The sequence below is a fragment of the Serratia sp. NCCP-200 genome (genome assembly GCF_059697885.1).
In genome coordinates this window covers 20,942-36,042 of record NZ_BAAKUJ010000013.1, presented here as the reverse complement: position 1 = coordinate 36,042, position 15,101 = coordinate 20,942, and the positions used below count along the sequence as shown (strand labels likewise).

The 15,101-nt window shown below is 51.3% G+C and carries 12 protein-coding genes, 4 tRNA genes, 2 rRNA genes and 1 other RNA gene; 17 read left to right on the top strand and 2 right to left on the bottom strand.

All coding sequences use genetic code 11. From position 1 onward, the window contains the following. The 4 genes from AC6HVW_RS24945 to birA all read left to right on the top strand — a co-directional run. Positions 1 to 77 (top strand): 23S ribosomal RNA (locus tag AC6HVW_RS24945); the annotation flags it as partial. A gap of 104 nt (positions 78 to 181) precedes the next feature. Continuing rightward, positions 182 to 297, top strand: a 5S ribosomal RNA gene (gene rrf / locus AC6HVW_RS24940). Between the two features lie 606 nt (positions 298 to 903). After that, on the top strand, positions 904 to 1,941 hold the full coding sequence (murB, locus tag AC6HVW_RS24935; protein WP_071682971.1) for a UDP-N-acetylmuramate dehydrogenase: 1,038 nt from the start codon (positions 904 to 906) through the stop codon (positions 1,939 to 1,941). Further along, positions 1,938 to 2,900, top strand: coding sequence for a bifunctional biotin--[acetyl-CoA-carboxylase] ligase/biotin operon repressor BirA (birA, locus tag AC6HVW_RS24930; RefSeq protein ID WP_037376753.1), 963 nt, complete (start codon positions 1,938 to 1,940; stop codon positions 2,898 to 2,900). Before murB ends, birA begins: the two co-directional genes overlap by 4 nt. Positions 2,901 to 2,941: 41 nt before the next feature. Here the strand turns inward: birA and coaA are convergent, their stop codons facing one another. Together coaA and AC6HVW_RS24920 are read right to left on the bottom strand one after the other, a co-directional pair. Continuing rightward, positions 2,942 to 3,892: a type I pantothenate kinase gene (gene coaA, locus AC6HVW_RS24925; protein ID WP_071682970.1), complete on the bottom strand. Its 951-nt coding sequence runs from the start codon at positions 3,890 to 3,892 to the stop codon at positions 2,942 to 2,944. A gap of 220 nt (positions 3,893 to 4,112) precedes the next feature. Then, positions 4,113 to 4,661 (bottom strand): GNAT family N-acetyltransferase, encoded by a 549-nt coding sequence (locus AC6HVW_RS24920; RefSeq protein WP_021182235.1) that lies wholly within the window; start codon positions 4,659 to 4,661, stop codon positions 4,113 to 4,115. 394 nt (positions 4,662 to 5,055) lie between these two features. Between AC6HVW_RS24920 and AC6HVW_RS24915 the strand changes: the two genes are divergently transcribed. From AC6HVW_RS24915 to rpoB, 13 genes are all read left to right on the top strand, one after another. Then, a tRNA-Thr gene (locus AC6HVW_RS24915) sits at positions 5,056 to 5,131 on the top strand. Between the two features lie 38 nt (positions 5,132 to 5,169). After that, positions 5,170 to 5,254 (top strand) — tRNA-Tyr (locus AC6HVW_RS24910). Positions 5,255 to 5,298: 44 nt separating this feature from the next. Continuing rightward, positions 5,299 to 5,409, top strand: a non-coding RNA gene (locus AC6HVW_RS24905) — RtT sRNA. A 40-nt stretch (positions 5,410 to 5,449) separates the two neighbouring features. After that, positions 5,450 to 5,524 (top strand) — tRNA-Gly (locus tag AC6HVW_RS24900). A gap of 6 nt (positions 5,525 to 5,530) precedes the next feature. Further along, positions 5,531 to 5,606: transfer RNA gene (locus AC6HVW_RS24895), tRNA-Thr, on the top strand. A gap of 111 nt (positions 5,607 to 5,717) precedes the next feature. Continuing rightward, positions 5,718 to 6,902 (top strand): elongation factor Tu, encoded by a 1,185-nt coding sequence (gene tuf, locus AC6HVW_RS24890; protein ID WP_046808053.1) that lies wholly within the window; start codon positions 5,718 to 5,720, stop codon positions 6,900 to 6,902. A gap of 256 nt (positions 6,903 to 7,158) precedes the next feature. Further along, on the top strand, positions 7,159 to 7,542 hold the full coding sequence (secE, locus tag AC6HVW_RS24885; RefSeq protein ID WP_021182153.1) for a preprotein translocase subunit SecE: 384 nt from the start codon (positions 7,159 to 7,161) through the stop codon (positions 7,540 to 7,542). A gap of 1 nt (position 7,543) precedes the next feature. Further along, positions 7,544 to 8,089, top strand: a complete 546-nt coding sequence (gene nusG / locus AC6HVW_RS24880; protein ID WP_021182154.1) for a transcription termination/antitermination protein NusG — start codon at positions 7,544 to 7,546, stop codon at positions 8,087 to 8,089. Positions 8,090 to 8,246: 157 nt separating this feature from the next. Beyond that, the gene (gene rplK / locus AC6HVW_RS24875) at positions 8,247 to 8,675 is read left to right on the top strand and encodes a 50S ribosomal protein L11 (protein WP_021182155.1); all 429 of its coding nucleotides are present in this window, start codon (positions 8,247 to 8,249) and stop codon (positions 8,673 to 8,675) included. A 3-nt stretch (positions 8,676 to 8,678) separates the two neighbouring features. Next, on the top strand, positions 8,679 to 9,383 hold the full coding sequence (gene rplA, locus AC6HVW_RS24870) for a 50S ribosomal protein L1 (RefSeq protein WP_021182156.1): 705 nt from the start codon (positions 8,679 to 8,681) through the stop codon (positions 9,381 to 9,383). 331 nt (positions 9,384 to 9,714) lie between these two features. After that, complete coding sequence (gene rplJ, locus AC6HVW_RS24865) at positions 9,715 to 10,212, top strand: 50S ribosomal protein L10 (protein WP_021182157.1); 498 nt, start codon at positions 9,715 to 9,717, stop codon at positions 10,210 to 10,212. A 65-nt stretch (positions 10,213 to 10,277) separates the two neighbouring features. Further along, positions 10,278 to 10,643, top strand: a complete 366-nt coding sequence (rplL, locus tag AC6HVW_RS24860) for a 50S ribosomal protein L7/L12 (RefSeq protein WP_021182158.1) — start codon at positions 10,278 to 10,280, stop codon at positions 10,641 to 10,643. Between the two features lie 332 nt (positions 10,644 to 10,975). Continuing rightward, positions 10,976 to 15,004: a DNA-directed RNA polymerase subunit beta gene (rpoB, locus tag AC6HVW_RS24855; RefSeq protein ID WP_021182159.1), complete on the top strand. Its 4,029-nt coding sequence runs from the start codon at positions 10,976 to 10,978 to the stop codon at positions 15,002 to 15,004. The last annotated feature ends 97 nt before the right edge of the window (positions 15,005 to 15,101 follow it).

The following is a 15,101-nucleotide window of genomic DNA, read 5'->3' as shown; positions in this document are numbered from 1 at the left end:
GACGTTGATAGGCTGGGTGTGTAAGTGCAGCGATGCATTGAGCTAACCAGTACTAATGATCCGTGAGGCTTAACCTTACAACACCGAAGGTGTTTTAGAGAGATTGAAGTAGATTTTCAGCTGGTTCCGAGATTGGTTCTGGTGGTTACGAAAGTAACGGCCAAGAATGAAACAGAATTTGCCTGGCGGCAATAGCGCGGTGGTCCCACCTGACCCCATGCCGAACTCAGAAGTGAAACGCCGTAGCGCCGATGGTAGTGTGGGGTCTCCCCATGCGAGAGTAGGACACTGCCAGGCATCAATTAAGCCAAGAGGCCATCCGCAAGGATGGCCTTTTTGCTATGCGCAGAAAACAGAAATACCCCTCACCCCCGCCCTCTCCCAGAGTACCAGCCGAGAACAACTGAACCCCCGAGTGAGGGAGAGGGAGCAGTCCGGCGCCGTGGGTGAGCCTGTGCGGCTTCGGCAAGTGTGTATCGTGAACCAGGTTGCAGAAAGAATGAGGAATACCAGCGGACTCGATCGGTTCCCTCTCCCTGTGGGAGAGGGTTAGGGTGAGGGGATGGTATCACTCGGCTATCCCGAATTATCTCCGCATAGGTAAACGATTAAATATAACCGAGTTCCCACCTGGAAATATTCATGAAATTTTTAGTTCCAAACCCGCCAGGCTAATTCATACATATCATTAATGCTGATAGATTTTATATAACTCAGACTTGTGCTTGAATCAAGATAATAGAATTATCATATTGTTATGATTTACAAGGATATTTTTAATATCCCATGAAGTCAGAGGTTATTAGCTCACAAGAAATTACCAGTGAATAAAAACAAATAATAGCCATGTGCGGTGGATCGAGTAGACTAGATGATAATTTGTTCCGTCAGAGTATTTAAATCATGTCTACTGAAAGCGCGTCTTTAAAAAATCACAATACTTTTGCGCTCCCGGTCAACGCAGCGCATTTAGTCATTGCCGAAGAAATTGAAATGATGATTAAAGCCTGGCAGCAAGCGCAAAAGCGCCAACAGCCACTGCTGGTACTCGGTGAAGGGAGCAACGTCCTGTTCCTGGAGGATTTTGTCGGTACGGTCATGATTAACCAGTTAAAAGGTATCACGGTCAGGGAAGAGCAGGACGCCTGGCATTTGCATGTCAGCGCCGGAGAGAATTGGCACCATCTGGTTAGCCAGATGCTCGAGCGTGGCATCCCCGGGCTGGAAAATCTGGCATTAATCCCGGGTTTGGTCGGTTCGGCCCCTATCCAGAATATCGGGGCGTACGGCATCGAGCTCAAACAGGTCTGTGAGTATGTCGACCTGCTGAACCTGACTACGGGTGAAATCGATCGTATGGATCCTGAACGCTGCCAGTTTGGTTACCGGGAAAGCGTTTTTAAGCATGAGCTTAAGCAAGGCTTCGTGATTGTGGGCGTTGGTTTACGGCTTAGCAAACAGTGGAGCCCGTTGCTGAACTACGGCGACCTTGCCAAGCTGGATCCCAAGACGGTAACGCCGCAGCAGGTATTTGACGCAGTATGCGCCATGCGGCGCAGCAAGCTGCCAGATCCACGTATTACCGGCAATGCAGGCAGCTTCTTTAAAAACCCACTGGTGAGCGGGGAAGCCGCTAAAGCATTATTAGCCCAATATCCTGCAATGCCACATTATCCGCAGCCGGACGGGCAAGAAAAACTGGCTGCCGGTTGGCTGATCGAGCAGTGTTCACTCAAGGGGCATCAGATCGGTGGCGCAGCGGTGCACCGTCAGCAGGCCTTGGTATTGGTAAATGCCGATAATGCCAGCAGCCAGGATGTGGTGGCACTGGCCAGGCATGTGCGCCATACGGTCGCGCAGAAATTCGATGTCTGGTTAGAACCAGAGGTACGTTTTATCGGGGCCACTGGTGAGCTGGATGCCGTAGAGGTCATTTCATGAGAGATACCACAGTACCACTGAAGATCATCTCCCTACTGGCGGACGGCGAGTTCCACTCTGGCGAACATTTGGGTGAGTCATTGGGAATGAGCCGCGCAGCGATTAACAAGCATATTCAGACTATCCGGGAGTGGGGCTTGGATGTGTTCACTGTTCCGGGGAAAGGCTATAGCCTACCTGCGGCGATCAACTTGCTGGATGCTGAGCGTATACTTGGCTTACTGGAAGACAAGCGGGTCACAGTGTTGCCCGTGGTTGATTCAACCAACCAGTATCTGTTGGACAGGCTGGCAGAACTGACATCCGGTGATGCCTGTATAGCCGAGTATCAGCAGGCAGGGCGTGGGCGACGTGGTCGGCAGTGGGTTTCGCCTTTCGGGGCCAACCTGTATTTATCCATGTTCTGGCGTCTTGAACAAGGGCCAGCGGCCGCGATGGGGTTGAGCCTGGTTATTGGCATTGTGATGGCAGAAGTGTTGCAGCATCTTGGTGCAGAACAGGTTCGTGTGAAGTGGCCCAATGATTTATACCTTAACGATCGCAAGTTGGCCGGTATTTTGGTTGAGCTGACCGGTAAAACCGGGGATGCAGCCCAGTTGGTGCTCGGAGCGGGTATCAACATGGCGATGCGTGAAACCAACGCAAGTCAGATTGATCAGCGCTGGATCAACCTACAGGAAGCCGGGATCACTATCGATCGTAATGAATTGGCCGCCAAATTGCTTAATGAACTACGAAATTCATTACGGCAATTTGAAATAGATGGGCTAGCACCTTTTATTTCACGTTGGCGTCAATTAGATAATTTTATCGATCGTCCAGTTAAACTATTAATTGGTGAACAACAGATTTTCGGTATTGCCCGCGGTATTGATCAGCAGGGTGCATTGCTGCTTGAACAGGAAGGAGTCATTAAACCCTTTATTGGTGGTGAAATATCTTTGCGGAGTGCTGAATAAGCGAAAATAAGAGAGGCCATTGGCCTCTCTTACGCTATCGATTATTTCCGCAACCGTACACTTTCCACAGCGTGATTGGCACTCTTAGTCATAATCAAGCTGGCTCTCTCGCGAGTCGGTAATATATTCTCCTGTAAATTCAATCCATTAATCTCATTCCACAGCTGGGTGGCGATATTTATCGCCTCCGTTTCCGGCAACTGAGCATAGCTATGGAAATAGGAGTCTGGGTTAGAGAACGCACCCTGACGGAATTTCAGGAAGCGGTTGATATACCAACTTTGCAATAGATCGCCAGGGGCATCGACATAGATTGAGAAATCAACAAAGTCGGAAACAAATACCCGGTGAGGATCGTGTGGATAGTCCATACCGCTTTGCAAAACATTCAATCCTTCCAGGATCAGAATATCAGGCTGTTCGATAACTTTATTGCCTTCAGGCACGACGTCATAGATCAGGTGGGAGTAAACCGGGGCAGTAACACGTTTGGCACCGGATTTAACTTCCGAAACGAATTTCACCAGGCTATGCATGTCGTAGGATTGCGGGAACCCTTTTTTCTTCATCAGGCCGCGCTCGTTCAGCACCTTGTTCGGGTGCAGAAAGCCGTCTGTGGTGATCAGTTCCACGCTACGATGTTCCGGCCAGCGGCTCAACAACGCCTGCAACAAACGCGCCGTGGTACTTTTACCCACGGCTACGCTGCCAGCAATGCCGATCACATAAGGAATGCGTTGGCCATCTGTACCAAGGAATTGCTCCAGAACTGCCTGGCGACGCAGGTTTGAACTGATATAGAAGTTCAGCAACCGTGAGAGCGGCAAGTAGATCTGCGCGACTTCCTCCAGGGAGAGATCTTCGTTAATCCCTTTGAGTTTAACAATCTCTTCTTCCGACAGCGTCAGCGGCACCGAATCCCGTAACGCGGCCCACTGGCTGCGATCGAACTGAAGGTAAGGCGTCGCTAAAGATTGATCTCTTTTTATCATAAGCCAAATTCTGCCTGTTAACGCAGGTTGGGAAAGGCGCTGGACGCCAACTCCAGATAATAATCAAACTGCATATTATAGACAGCGGGCTTTTAGGCGTAGACTTTTTTCGCAAATGTGGTCGATTAGCGGCAGTTTTTACCAATAGTGCGAACAGGCACGCAATTGAGAAAGGGCCTGTTGCAAGGCGGTATCACTGGGCAATGATACCGTTTTCAGGTCAGCTGGCGGCGGCGCGAGAGGGTTGCTGAACGGCAAACAGCCGCTTGTAGTAAATCGCCGTAGGATGGTAATACCCGTCGGGAGCTGCGGCGTAATCGGGTATCTCCCCGAGGCAACGATAGCCCAACGAGCGATACAGCCCTTCGGCTGCAGAACCGGCCTGGGTGTCCAGATAAAGCAGGCCACGGCGGATCTCAAGCGCCATTTTTTCCAGCGTTTTCATCAACGCCTGCCCAACGCCATTGCGGCGGGCGCGGCTGTGCACCAGCAGTTTTTGTACTTCGGCCCGGTTGCGGCCGTTAGGCTTTTGACACAGGGCGAGTTGGACGGTGCCAATGACGCCGCTTTCGTCTCTGGCAATCCACAATAGCAACTCTCCTTTGGCCAACGCTGGGCGCAGGCTATGGAAGTAGCTTTCGGCATCTTCGTGGGGAATTTGCGTGTCGTAACCTACTGAAGCCCCGTGAGTGACCGCATCGGTGAGCAACTGCGCCAGCTCGGCGCGGTATATGGGAAGCGTTGCCGCATTGATCAGGACAATTTTCATCGGTCATACCTCCTGGCTATTAGGGATTAATGAAGATAAGCAATAAGTGCGCCAATGCGGCTAACCTGTGCGGTTGCAGCCAATCCAGGGACGAAAGCGGTATATCAGCACCATCAGAGAGCACCGTCCTCTTTGTGGTGCACTGTCCCGATCGCGGCTTTCAACCGATGGGCTATCTTTGAATGAGCGCTACGACAAAGCGCAGGGAAAGCTTCAGCAGGATAGGTCTAAGATAGTTTAGATTAATGCCCATAATTGATGAAATTTTGCGCCTCAACGGTGAAAAATTGCGAGCCGGATGCAGAAATCGGCTGATTTATGAGCGATAGGGCTTGGATCGCAATTTTTTTGTTGCATAGCCCGTCAGCTCTACCTAGAATGCGCTGCACTTGATGCCGGCTTAGCTCAGTAGGTAGAGCAACTGACTTGTAATCAGTAGGTCACCAGTTCGATTCCGGTAGCCGGCACCATTCAAGTATAAAGTGGTCAGTAAAAGTAGTTAAAATCTGGTGGGGTTCCCGAGCGGCCAAAGGGAGCAGACTGTAAATCTGCCGTCACAGACTTCGAAGGTTCGAATCCTTCCCCCACCACCATATTAGACCCGAGGCACTGGGTCACACCGAGCGGTAATGCTGAATCAAGCGCCGAGCGGGGAAGGTGAAAACCTTCAAACAGTTCGCGCCGCGTAACGGAAGTTGCTGGCACGAAGGGTGAAGAGTTAAGCGACGAACAATCCTTCTCTCCACCTTTAAAGTCTACAGAAAAGTCAGGTAGCCGAGTTCCAGGATGCGGGCATCGTATAATGGCTATTACCTCAGCCTTCCAAGCTGATGATGTGGGTTCGATTCCCACTGCCCGCTCCAAGATGTGCTGATATAGCTCAGTTGGTAGAGCGCACCCTTGGTAAGGGTGAGGTCGGCAGTTCGAATCTGCCTATCAGCACCACTTCTTAATTTCTCGCCCCCTGATTTTCTTTCTGTTTCCTGAATTCAACAAGCAAATGCTTGGTTGATGTGGTGATACCACCGATTTATCCGTGTCTTAGAGGGACAATCGATGTCTAAAGAAAAATTTGAACGTTCAAAACCGCACGTTAACGTCGGTACTATCGGCCACGTTGACCACGGCAAAACTACCCTGACTGCTGCAATCACTACCGTTCTGGCTAAAACCTACGGTGGTTCTGCACGTGCTTTCGACCAGATCGACAACGCGCCAGAAGAAAAAGCTCGTGGTATCACCATCAACACTTCTCACGTTGAATATGACACCCCGACTCGTCACTACGCGCACGTTGACTGCCCAGGGCACGCCGACTACGTGAAAAACATGATCACCGGTGCTGCTCAGATGGACGGTGCTATCCTGGTTGTCGCTGCGACTGACGGCCCTATGCCTCAGACTCGTGAGCACATCCTGCTGGGTCGTCAGGTTGGCGTTCCTTACATCATCGTGTTCATGAACAAATGCGACATGGTTGATGATGAAGAGCTGCTGGAACTGGTAGAAATGGAAGTTCGTGAACTTCTGTCTGCTTATGACTTCCCTGGTGATGACCTGCCGGTTGTTCGTGGTTCAGCGCTGAAAGCACTGGAAGGCGAAGCTGAGTGGGAAGCTAAAATCATCGAGCTGGCCGGTCACCTGGATTCTTACATCCCAGAACCAGAGCGTGCTATCGATCAGCCGTTCCTGCTGCCAATCGAAGACGTCTTCTCCATCTCCGGTCGTGGTACCGTAGTTACCGGTCGTGTTGAGCGCGGTATCGTTAAAGTTGGCGAAGAAGTTGAAATCGTTGGTATCAAAGACACCGTTAAGTCTACCTGTACTGGCGTTGAAATGTTCCGCAAACTGCTGGACGAAGGCCGTGCTGGTGAGAACGTTGGTGTTCTGCTGCGTGGTATCAAGCGTGAAGACATCGAACGTGGTCAGGTACTGGCTAAACCAGGTTCAATCAAGCCACACACTCAGTTCGATTCAGAAGTGTATATCCTGAGCAAAGAAGAAGGTGGTCGTCATACTCCATTCTTCAAAGGCTACCGTCCACAGTTCTACTTCCGTACAACTGACGTGACCGGTACCATCGAACTGCCAGAAGGCGTAGAGATGGTAATGCCAGGCGATAACGTGAACATGGTTGTTACCCTGATCCACCCAATCGCTATGGACCAAGGCTTGCGTTTCGCAATCCGTGAAGGCGGCCGTACCGTTGGCGCTGGTGTTGTTGCCAAAGTTATCGCTTAATCGCGGATAATATTTGACGCGACATGCGATAAAAGGGCATCATTTGATGCCCTTTTTCTACGCTGTGAACTAGAACCTATCTCATCAGCGATTTTGCAGTCATAATCATTGGTGAGATGGGCTCTTAAACGGTATTGACTGAAATACGTCATGGCGTAAAACACCGAGATGCTGCCAAGCGGCATCTGTTCGGTTTGGTTTGCCTCGCATTGCGAGGCAAAGTTGTTTGTTCGAATCATTAGTGACAGGTTGGTTTATGAGTGCGAATACCGAGGCTCAAGGGAGCGGGCGCGGCCTTGAAGCGGCCAAGTGGTCAATCGTCGCCGTTCTGTTGGTTGTGGCTATCGTCGGTAACTATTACTACCGTGATTTCAGCCTGCCGTTGCGTGCGTTGGCCGTTGTCGTGGTTATTGCCGTTGCAGGTGCAGTGGCATTGATGACCACTAAAGGCAAAGCCACCGTTGCGTTTGCGCGCGAAGCGCGTACTGAAGTACGTAAAGTGATCTGGCCAACTCGTCAGGAAACGTTACACACCACGTTGATCGTTGCCGCGGTAACCGCCGTGATGTCACTGATTCTGTGGGGCCTGGATGGTATATTGGTCCGTCTGGTATCGTTTATTACTGGCCTGAGGTTCTAAAATGTCTGAAGCCCCAAAAAAACGCTGGTACGTCGTTCAGGCGTTTTCCGGTTTTGAAGGTCGCGTAGCGCAATCGCTGCGTGAACATATCAAACTGCACGATATGGAAGAGCTGTTCGGCGAAGTCATGGTTCCCACCGAAGAAGTGGTGGAGATCCGTGGTGGTCTGCGTCGTAAGAGTGAGCGTAAATTCTTCCCTGGCTATGTACTGGTTCAGATGGTGATGAATGACGCCAGCTGGCACCTGGTGCGCAGTGTTCCTCGTGTTATGGGCTTCATCGGTGGAACTTCCGATCGTCCTGCACCGATCAGCGATAAAGAAGTGGACGCTATTATGAACCGCCTGCAGCAGGCTGGTGATAAACCACGTCCGAAAACGATGTTCGAGCCGGGTGAACTGGTGCGCGTCAACGATGGTCCATTTGCTGACTTTAACGGCGTCGTTGAAGAAGTGGACTACGAAAAGAGCCGCCTGAAAGTCTCTGTCTCCATCTTTGGCCGTGCAACGCCGGTGGAACTGGACTTTAGCCAGGTAGAAAAAGGCTGATCAAATAATCAGCAAGACGAGCGGATTTGTGGCTTGTCAGAGGCGCGAAATTGAACTATAATTTCGCGCCTTTTGTTTTTAGATGTCTTGCTCTTGCAGCGAGATAAAACACGGGGAGCCTCTCAGGAGGCGATATTACCCAAACGAGGAAATTTCAATGGCCAAGAAAGTACAAGCCTACGTTAAGCTGCAAGTTGCAGCCGGTATGGCTAACCCAAGTCCACCAGTTGGTCCAGCTCTGGGTCAGCAAGGTGTTAACATCATGGAATTCTGTAAGGCATTCAACGCTAAGACTGACAGCGTTGAGAAAGGCCTGCCGATCCCGGTTGTTATTACAGTTTATTCTGATCGCTCCTTCACTTTCGTTACCAAAACCCCGCCAGCAGCAGTTCTGCTGAAGAAAGCGGCTGGTATTAAATCTGGTTCCGGCAAGCCGAACAAAGATAAAGTTGGCAAAGTGACTAGTGCACAGGTTCGTGAAATCGCAGAAACCAAAGCTGCGGACATGACTGGTTCTGACGTTGCAGCGATGATTCGCTCCATCGAAGGTACTGCTCGTTCCATGGGCCTGGTAGTGGAGGATTAAGAAATGGCTAAGCTGACCAAGCGCATGCGCGTGATCCGTGACAAAGTTGATGCTACTAAACAGTATGACATCCTCGAAGCTGTTGCTCTGCTGAAAGAGCTGGCCACCGCTAAATTCGTAGAAAGCGTTGACGTTGCCGTTAACCTCGGCATCGACGCTCGTAAATCAGACCAAAACGTTCGTGGTGCTACCGTTCTGCCACACGGCACCGGTCGCAGCGTTCGCGTTGCCGTATTTGCCCAGGGCCCTAACGCTGAAGCTGCTAAAGCTGCAGGCGCAGAGCTGGTAGGTATGGAAGATCTGGCTGACCTGATCAAGAAAGGCGAGATGAACTTCGACGTGGTTATTGCTTCCCCGGATGCAATGCGCGTTGTAGGTCAACTGGGCCAGGTTCTGGGTCCACGTGGTCTGATGCCTAACCCGAAAGTGGGTACCGTTACTCCTAACGTTGCAGAAGCTGTGAAGAACGCTAAAGCAGGTCAGGTTCGTTATCGTAACGACAAAAACGGTATCATCCATACTACTATCGGTAAGGTTGATTTCGACACAGACAAGCTGAAGGAAAACCTGGAGTCTCTGCTGGTTGCGCTGAAAAAAGCCAAACCATCTCAGGCAAAAGGCATGTACATCAAGAAAGTTAGCCTCTCCACCACCATGGGTGCTGGCGTTGCTATCGATCAAAGCGGTCTGAGTGCTGTAGCGAACTAATCACCTGGTGATTAATCGCTTTGACTTGGGGGTGGGATTCATCTAGAATCTTATCCCCCAAGGTTCTGCTACGTGCGGAACAACAGATTTTTCGGTTGGAGCCTGGCCTATCCAGGCCTCCGTCCAAGACCGCAGGTGTGCCGTAAGGCACTTAATCCTTCCTGCGTAGACGGTGACAGAGCCTAAAGAAATTTTTTCTTTTTTAAAAAGAATGGTCTTTGCTGGATTCTGCTCACCGTGTTAAGCCGCTCAACGGCGCGTGTTCGCACAAGCTGTTGAGTGAAGTGAGTTCCGGGGATTTTCCCCGGCTAAATCCAGGAGCAAAAAGCTAATGGCATTAAATCTTCAAGACAAACAAGCGATTGTTGCTGAAGTCAACGAAGTAGCCAAAGGCGCGCTGTCTGCGGTAGTTGCGGATTCTCGTGGCGTTACCGTTGATAAAATGACTGAACTGCGTAAAGCAGGTCGTGAAGCTGGCGTTTACATGCGTGTTGTTCGCAACACCTTGATGCGTCGCGTAGTTGAAGGCACTGCGTTCGAATGCCTGAAAGACACGTTTGTCGGTCCTACCTTGATTGCATTCTCTACTGAACATCCGGGCGCTGCTGCTCGTCTGTTCAAAGAGTTCGCGAAAGCGAATGCAAAATTTGAGGTTAAAGCTGCGGCCTTTGAAGGTGAGCTGATCCCTGCGGCACAAATCGACCGCTTGGCAACGCTGCCTACTTACGATGAAGCAATCGCACGCCTGATGGCAACCATGAAAGAAGCCGCTGCCGGCAAATTGGTTCGCACTCTGGCTGCAGTACGCGATCAGAAAGAAGCGGCATAAGCCTCTCTCTTTCTTAGCCTTTGCTTACGTATTTAAACTATTTCTGAATTTTAGGAACTTTTGTTATGTCTATCACTAAAGACCAAATTATCGAAGGCGTTGCAGCCCTGTCTGTAATGGAAATCGTTGAACTGATCGCCGCTATGGAAGAGAAGTTCGGTGTTTCTGCTGCTGCTGTAGCTGCAGGTCCTGCTGCTGCTGTTGAAGCTGCTGAAGAAAAAACTGAATTCGACGTTGTACTGAAAGGTATTGGCGCGAACAAAGTTGCAGTAATCAAAGCAGTACGTGGCGCAACTGGCCTGGGTCTGAAAGAAGCTAAAGACCTGGTTGAGTCTGCACCAGCAGCACTGAAAGAAGGCATCAGCAAAGACGACGCTGAAGCACTGAAAAAAGCTCTGGAAGAAGCTGGCGCTGAAGTTGAAGTTAAATAAGCCACTGCTTTTGGAGTGCAGTCTGTTTTAACTAACAGACTGATGGCTGGTGACTTTTTGGTCACCAGCCTTTTTGCGCTGTAGGGCGTCAGTAGAGTTTCACACTGTTTGACTACTGGCTAACCCCAATATTTCTTTCTATCGACGACTTAATATACTGCCCTCTGCGCCGCAGCCGAATCTGCCGCCACGGCAATGAAATGATTTAAGCGTGATAGAAACGAGTATTGCGGAAAGTGTTCTCGCTTTCCGGTCAACAAAACGGTGTTGCATGAACCGTCCCCTATCCGGACGGACAATAGGTTCGACTTTCCAGCGAGCTGAGGAACCCTATGGTTTACTCCTATACCGAGAAGAAACGTATTCGTAAGGATTTTGGTAAGCGTCCACAAGTGTTGGACATACCTTATCTCCTTTCTATCCAGCTTGACTCGTTCCAGAAATTTATCGAGCAAGATCCAGAAGGGCAATACGGCTTAGAAGCCGCATTCCGTTCTGTTTTCCCGATCCAGAGCTACAGTGGCAATTCGGAGCTGCAATACGTTAGCTACCGTCTTGGTGAGCCGGTGTTTGACGTTAAAGAGTGCCAGATCCGTGGTGTGACGTACTCTGCACCGCTGCGCGTAAAACTGCGCCTGGTCATCTACGAACGTGAAGCACCAGAAGGTACGGTCAAAGACATCAAGGAACAAGAAGTCTATATGGGCGAAATTCCGCTCATGACCGAAAACGGTACCTTTGTCATTAACGGTACTGAGAGGGTTATCGTATCCCAGCTGCATCGTAGTCCTGGTGTGTTCTTCGACAGCGATAAGGGTAAAACCCACTCCTCGGGCAAAGTGCTGTATAACGCACGTATCATCCCTTACCGTGGCTCATGGCTGGATTTCGAGTTTGACCCGAAAGACAACCTGTTCGTGCGTATCGACCGTCGCCGCAAACTGCCTGCGACCATTATTCTGCGCGCGCTGAGCTACACCACTGAGCAGATCCTTGACCTGTTCTTTGAGAAAATTGTTTTCGAGATCCGTGATAACAAGCTGCAGATGGAGCTGGTTCCAGAGCGTCTGCGTGGTGAAACTGCGTCCTTCGATATCGAAGCCAACGGTAAGATCTACGTTGAGAAAGCACGCCGTATCACCGCTCGTCATATCCGTCAGCTCGAAAAAGACGAAATTCGCAGCATTGAAGTACCGGTTGAGTACATCGCGGGCAAAGTGGTCGCGAAGGACTATATCGATACCAATACCGGCGAACTGATCTGTGCAGCCAACATGGAGCTGTCACTGGATCTGTTGGCCAAGCTGAGCCAGTCAGGCCACAAGCGTATCGAAACGTTGTTCACCAACGATCTGGACCACGGTGCGTACATCTCTGAAACCGTACGTGTCGACCCAACCAGCGATCGTCTGAGCGCTCTGGTAGAAATCTACCGCATGATGCGCCCTGGTGAGCCACCAACGCGTGAAGCGGCGGAAAGCCTGTTCGAGAACCTGTTCTTCTCTGAAGACCGCTACGATCTGTCTGCGGTTGGCCGGATGAAGTTCAACCGTTCTCTGCTGCGTGACGAGATCGAAGGTTCGGGCATCCTGAGCAAAGACGACATCATCGAAGTGATGAAGAAGCTCATCGATATCCGTAACGGTAAAGGCGAAGTGGACGACATCGACCACTTGGGCAACCGTCGTATCCGTTCCGTTGGCGAAATGGCCGAGAACCAGTTCCGTGTCGGTCTGGTACGTGTTGAGCGTGCGGTGAAAGAACGTCTGTCCCTGGGCGATCTGGATACCTTGATGCCTCAGGACATGATCAACGCCAAGCCAATTTCGGCGGCGGTGAAAGAGTTCTTCGGTTCAAGCCAGCTGTCCCAGTTTATGGACCAGAACAACCCGTTGTCCGAGATCACGCACAAGCGTCGTATCTCTGCATTGGGCCCAGGCGGTCTGACCCGTGAACGTGCCGGCTTTGAAGTTCGAGACGTACACCCGACTCACTACGGTCGCGTGTGCCCAATCGAAACGCCGGAAGGTCCAAACATCGGTCTGATCAACTCCTTGTCCGTGTACGCACAGACCAACGAGTATGGCTTCCTGGAAACCCCGTACCGCCGCGTGCGTGACGGCGTGGTGACCGATGAAATCAACTATCTGTCTGCTATTGAAGAAGGCAACTTCGTTATCGCTCAGGCGAACTCCAACCTGGACGAAGAAGGCCGCTTTGAAGAAGACCTGGTTACCTGTCGTAGCAAAGGCGAATCAAGCCTGTTTAGCCGCGACCAGGTTGACTATATGGACGTATCAACCCAGCAGGTTGTTTCTGTTGGTGCTTCACTGATCCCATTCCTGGAACACGATGACGCCAACCGTGCATTGATGGGTGCGAACATGCAACGTCAAGCGGTGCCAACCCTGCGTGCTGACAAGCCGCTGGTAGGTACTGGTATGGAACGTGCCGTAGCGGTTGACTCCGGTGTTACTGCCGTAGCCAAACGTGGTGGTGTGATCCAGTATGTGGATGCTTCCCGTATCGTTATCAAAGTTAACGAAGACGAGATGTACCCGGGCGAAGCAGGTATCGATATTTATAACCTGACCAAGTACACCCGTTCTAACCAGAACACCTGTATCAACCAGATGCCTTGTGTGAATCTGGGTGAGCCAATCGAGCGCGGCGACGTGCTGGCAGATGGCCCGTCTACAGACCTGGGTGAACTGGCATTGGGTCAGAACATGCGCGTCGCGTTCATGCCTTGGAACGGCTACAACTTCGAAGACTCCATCTTGGTCTCCGAGCGTGTAGTACAGGAAGATCGCTTCACCACCATCCACATCCAGGAACTGGCTTGCGTGTCTCGCGACACCAAACTGGGGCCGGAAGAGATCACCGCCGACATCCCTAACGTGGGTGAGGCAGCGCTCTCCAAGCTGGATGAGTCCGGTATCGTGTATATCGGTGCAGAAGTGACCGGTGGCGACATTCTGGTTGGTAAGGTAACGCCGAAAGGTGAAACCCAGCTGACGCCAGAAGAGAAGCTGCTGCGTGCGATCTTCGGTGAGAAAGCGTCTGACGTTAAAGACTCTTCTCTGCGCGTACCAAACGGCGTTTCCGGTACGGTTATCGACGTGCAGGTCTTTACCCGCGATGGCGTGGACAAAGACAAGCGTGCGTTGGAAATCGAAGAGATGCAGCTGAAGCAGGCGAAGAAAGACCTGACTGAAGAACTGCAGATCCTGGAAGCAGGCCTGTTCGCTCGTATCCATGCGGTACTGGTTTCTGGTGGTATCGAAGCCGAGAAGCTGAGCAAACTGCCACGCGATCGCTGGTTGGAACTGGGCCTGACCGACGAAGACAAGCAAAACCAGCTGGAACAGCTGGCAGAGCAGTACGACGAACTGAAATCCGACTTCGAGAAGAAGCTGGATGCCAAGCGTCGTAAGATTACCCAAGGCGACGATCTGGCACCAGGCGTGCTGAAAATCGTCAAGGTGTATCTGGCCGTTAAGCGTCAGATCCAACCGGGTGACAAGATGGCAGGCCGCCACGGTAACAAGGGTGTTATCTCCAAGATCAACCCGATCGAAGATATGCCTTACGATGAAAACGGTACGCCGGTTGACATCGTTCTGAACCCGCTGGGCGTTCCATCGCGTATGAACATCGGTCAGATCCTGGAAACTCACCTGGGTATGGCGGCGAAAGGCATTGGTGAGAAGATCAACCAAATGCTCAAGCAGCACCAGGAAGTGGCCAAGCTGCGTGAATTCATCCAGAAGGCTTACGATCTGGGTGACGGCGTTTGCCAGAAAGTTGACCTGAACACCTTCACCGACGACGAAGTCTTGCGTCTGGCAGAGAACCTGAAAAAAGGTATGCCGATCGCAACCCCAGTCTTCGATGGTGCGAAAGAGTCAGAAATCAAGCAACTGCTGGAAATGGGCGGTATCCCGACTTCAGGTCAGATTACGCTGTTTGATGGCCGTACCGGCGAGCAGTTCGAGCGCCAGGTAACCGTCGGCTATATGTACATGCTGAAACTGAACCACTTGGTTGACGATAAGATGCACGCGCGTTCTACCGGTTCTTACAGCTTGGTTACTCAGCAGCCGCTGGGTGGTAAGGCGCAATTCGGTGGTCAGCGCTTCGGTGAGATGGAAGTGTGGGCGCTGGAAGCATACGGCGCAGCTTACACCTTGCAGGAAATGCTTACCGTTAAGTCGGATGACGTCAACGGCCGTACCAAGATGTACAAAAACATCGTGGATGGCGATCACCGTATGGAACCAGGCATGCCGGAGTCCTTCAACGTACTGTTGAAAGAAATCCGCTCGCTGGGTATCAACATCGAACTGGAAGGCGACTAATCGCTATTCCAGCTCTGGCTCCCGACCTTAGGGAGCCAGAGGGTGGTTGTTCAGGTCACACGGGCGCACGATTTGTCAGCGTGCTCCCAACAGGTTT

What these genes read in the sequence shown, in the direction of transcription:
- murB (WP_071682971.1), top strand. Translation starts at nt 904, where the DNA reads ATGTCTACTGAAAGCGCGTCTTTAAAAAATCACAATACTTTTGCGCTC.
- birA (WP_037376753.1), top strand. Translation starts at nt 1,938, where the DNA reads ATGAGAGATACCACAGTACCACTGAAGATCATCTCCCTACTGGCGGAC.
- coaA (WP_071682970.1), bottom strand. Translation starts at nt 3,892, where the DNA reads ATGATAAAAAGAGATCAATCTTTAGCGACGCCTTACCTTCAGTTCGAT.
- AC6HVW_RS24920 (WP_021182235.1), bottom strand. Translation starts at nt 4,661, where the DNA reads ATGAAAATTGTCCTGATCAATGCGGCAACGCTTCCCATATACCGCGCC.
- tuf (WP_046808053.1), top strand. Translation starts at nt 5,718, where the DNA reads ATGTCTAAAGAAAAATTTGAACGTTCAAAACCGCACGTTAACGTCGGT.
- secE (WP_021182153.1), top strand. Translation starts at nt 7,159, where the DNA reads ATGAGTGCGAATACCGAGGCTCAAGGGAGCGGGCGCGGCCTTGAAGCG.
- nusG (WP_021182154.1), top strand. Translation starts at nt 7,544, where the DNA reads ATGTCTGAAGCCCCAAAAAAACGCTGGTACGTCGTTCAGGCGTTTTCC.
- rplK (WP_021182155.1), top strand. Translation starts at nt 8,247, where the DNA reads ATGGCCAAGAAAGTACAAGCCTACGTTAAGCTGCAAGTTGCAGCCGGT.
- rplA (WP_021182156.1), top strand. Translation starts at nt 8,679, where the DNA reads ATGGCTAAGCTGACCAAGCGCATGCGCGTGATCCGTGACAAAGTTGAT.
- rplJ (WP_021182157.1), top strand. Translation starts at nt 9,715, where the DNA reads ATGGCATTAAATCTTCAAGACAAACAAGCGATTGTTGCTGAAGTCAAC.
- rplL (WP_021182158.1), top strand. Translation starts at nt 10,278, where the DNA reads ATGTCTATCACTAAAGACCAAATTATCGAAGGCGTTGCAGCCCTGTCT.
- rpoB (WP_021182159.1), top strand. Translation starts at nt 10,976, where the DNA reads ATGGTTTACTCCTATACCGAGAAGAAACGTATTCGTAAGGATTTTGGT.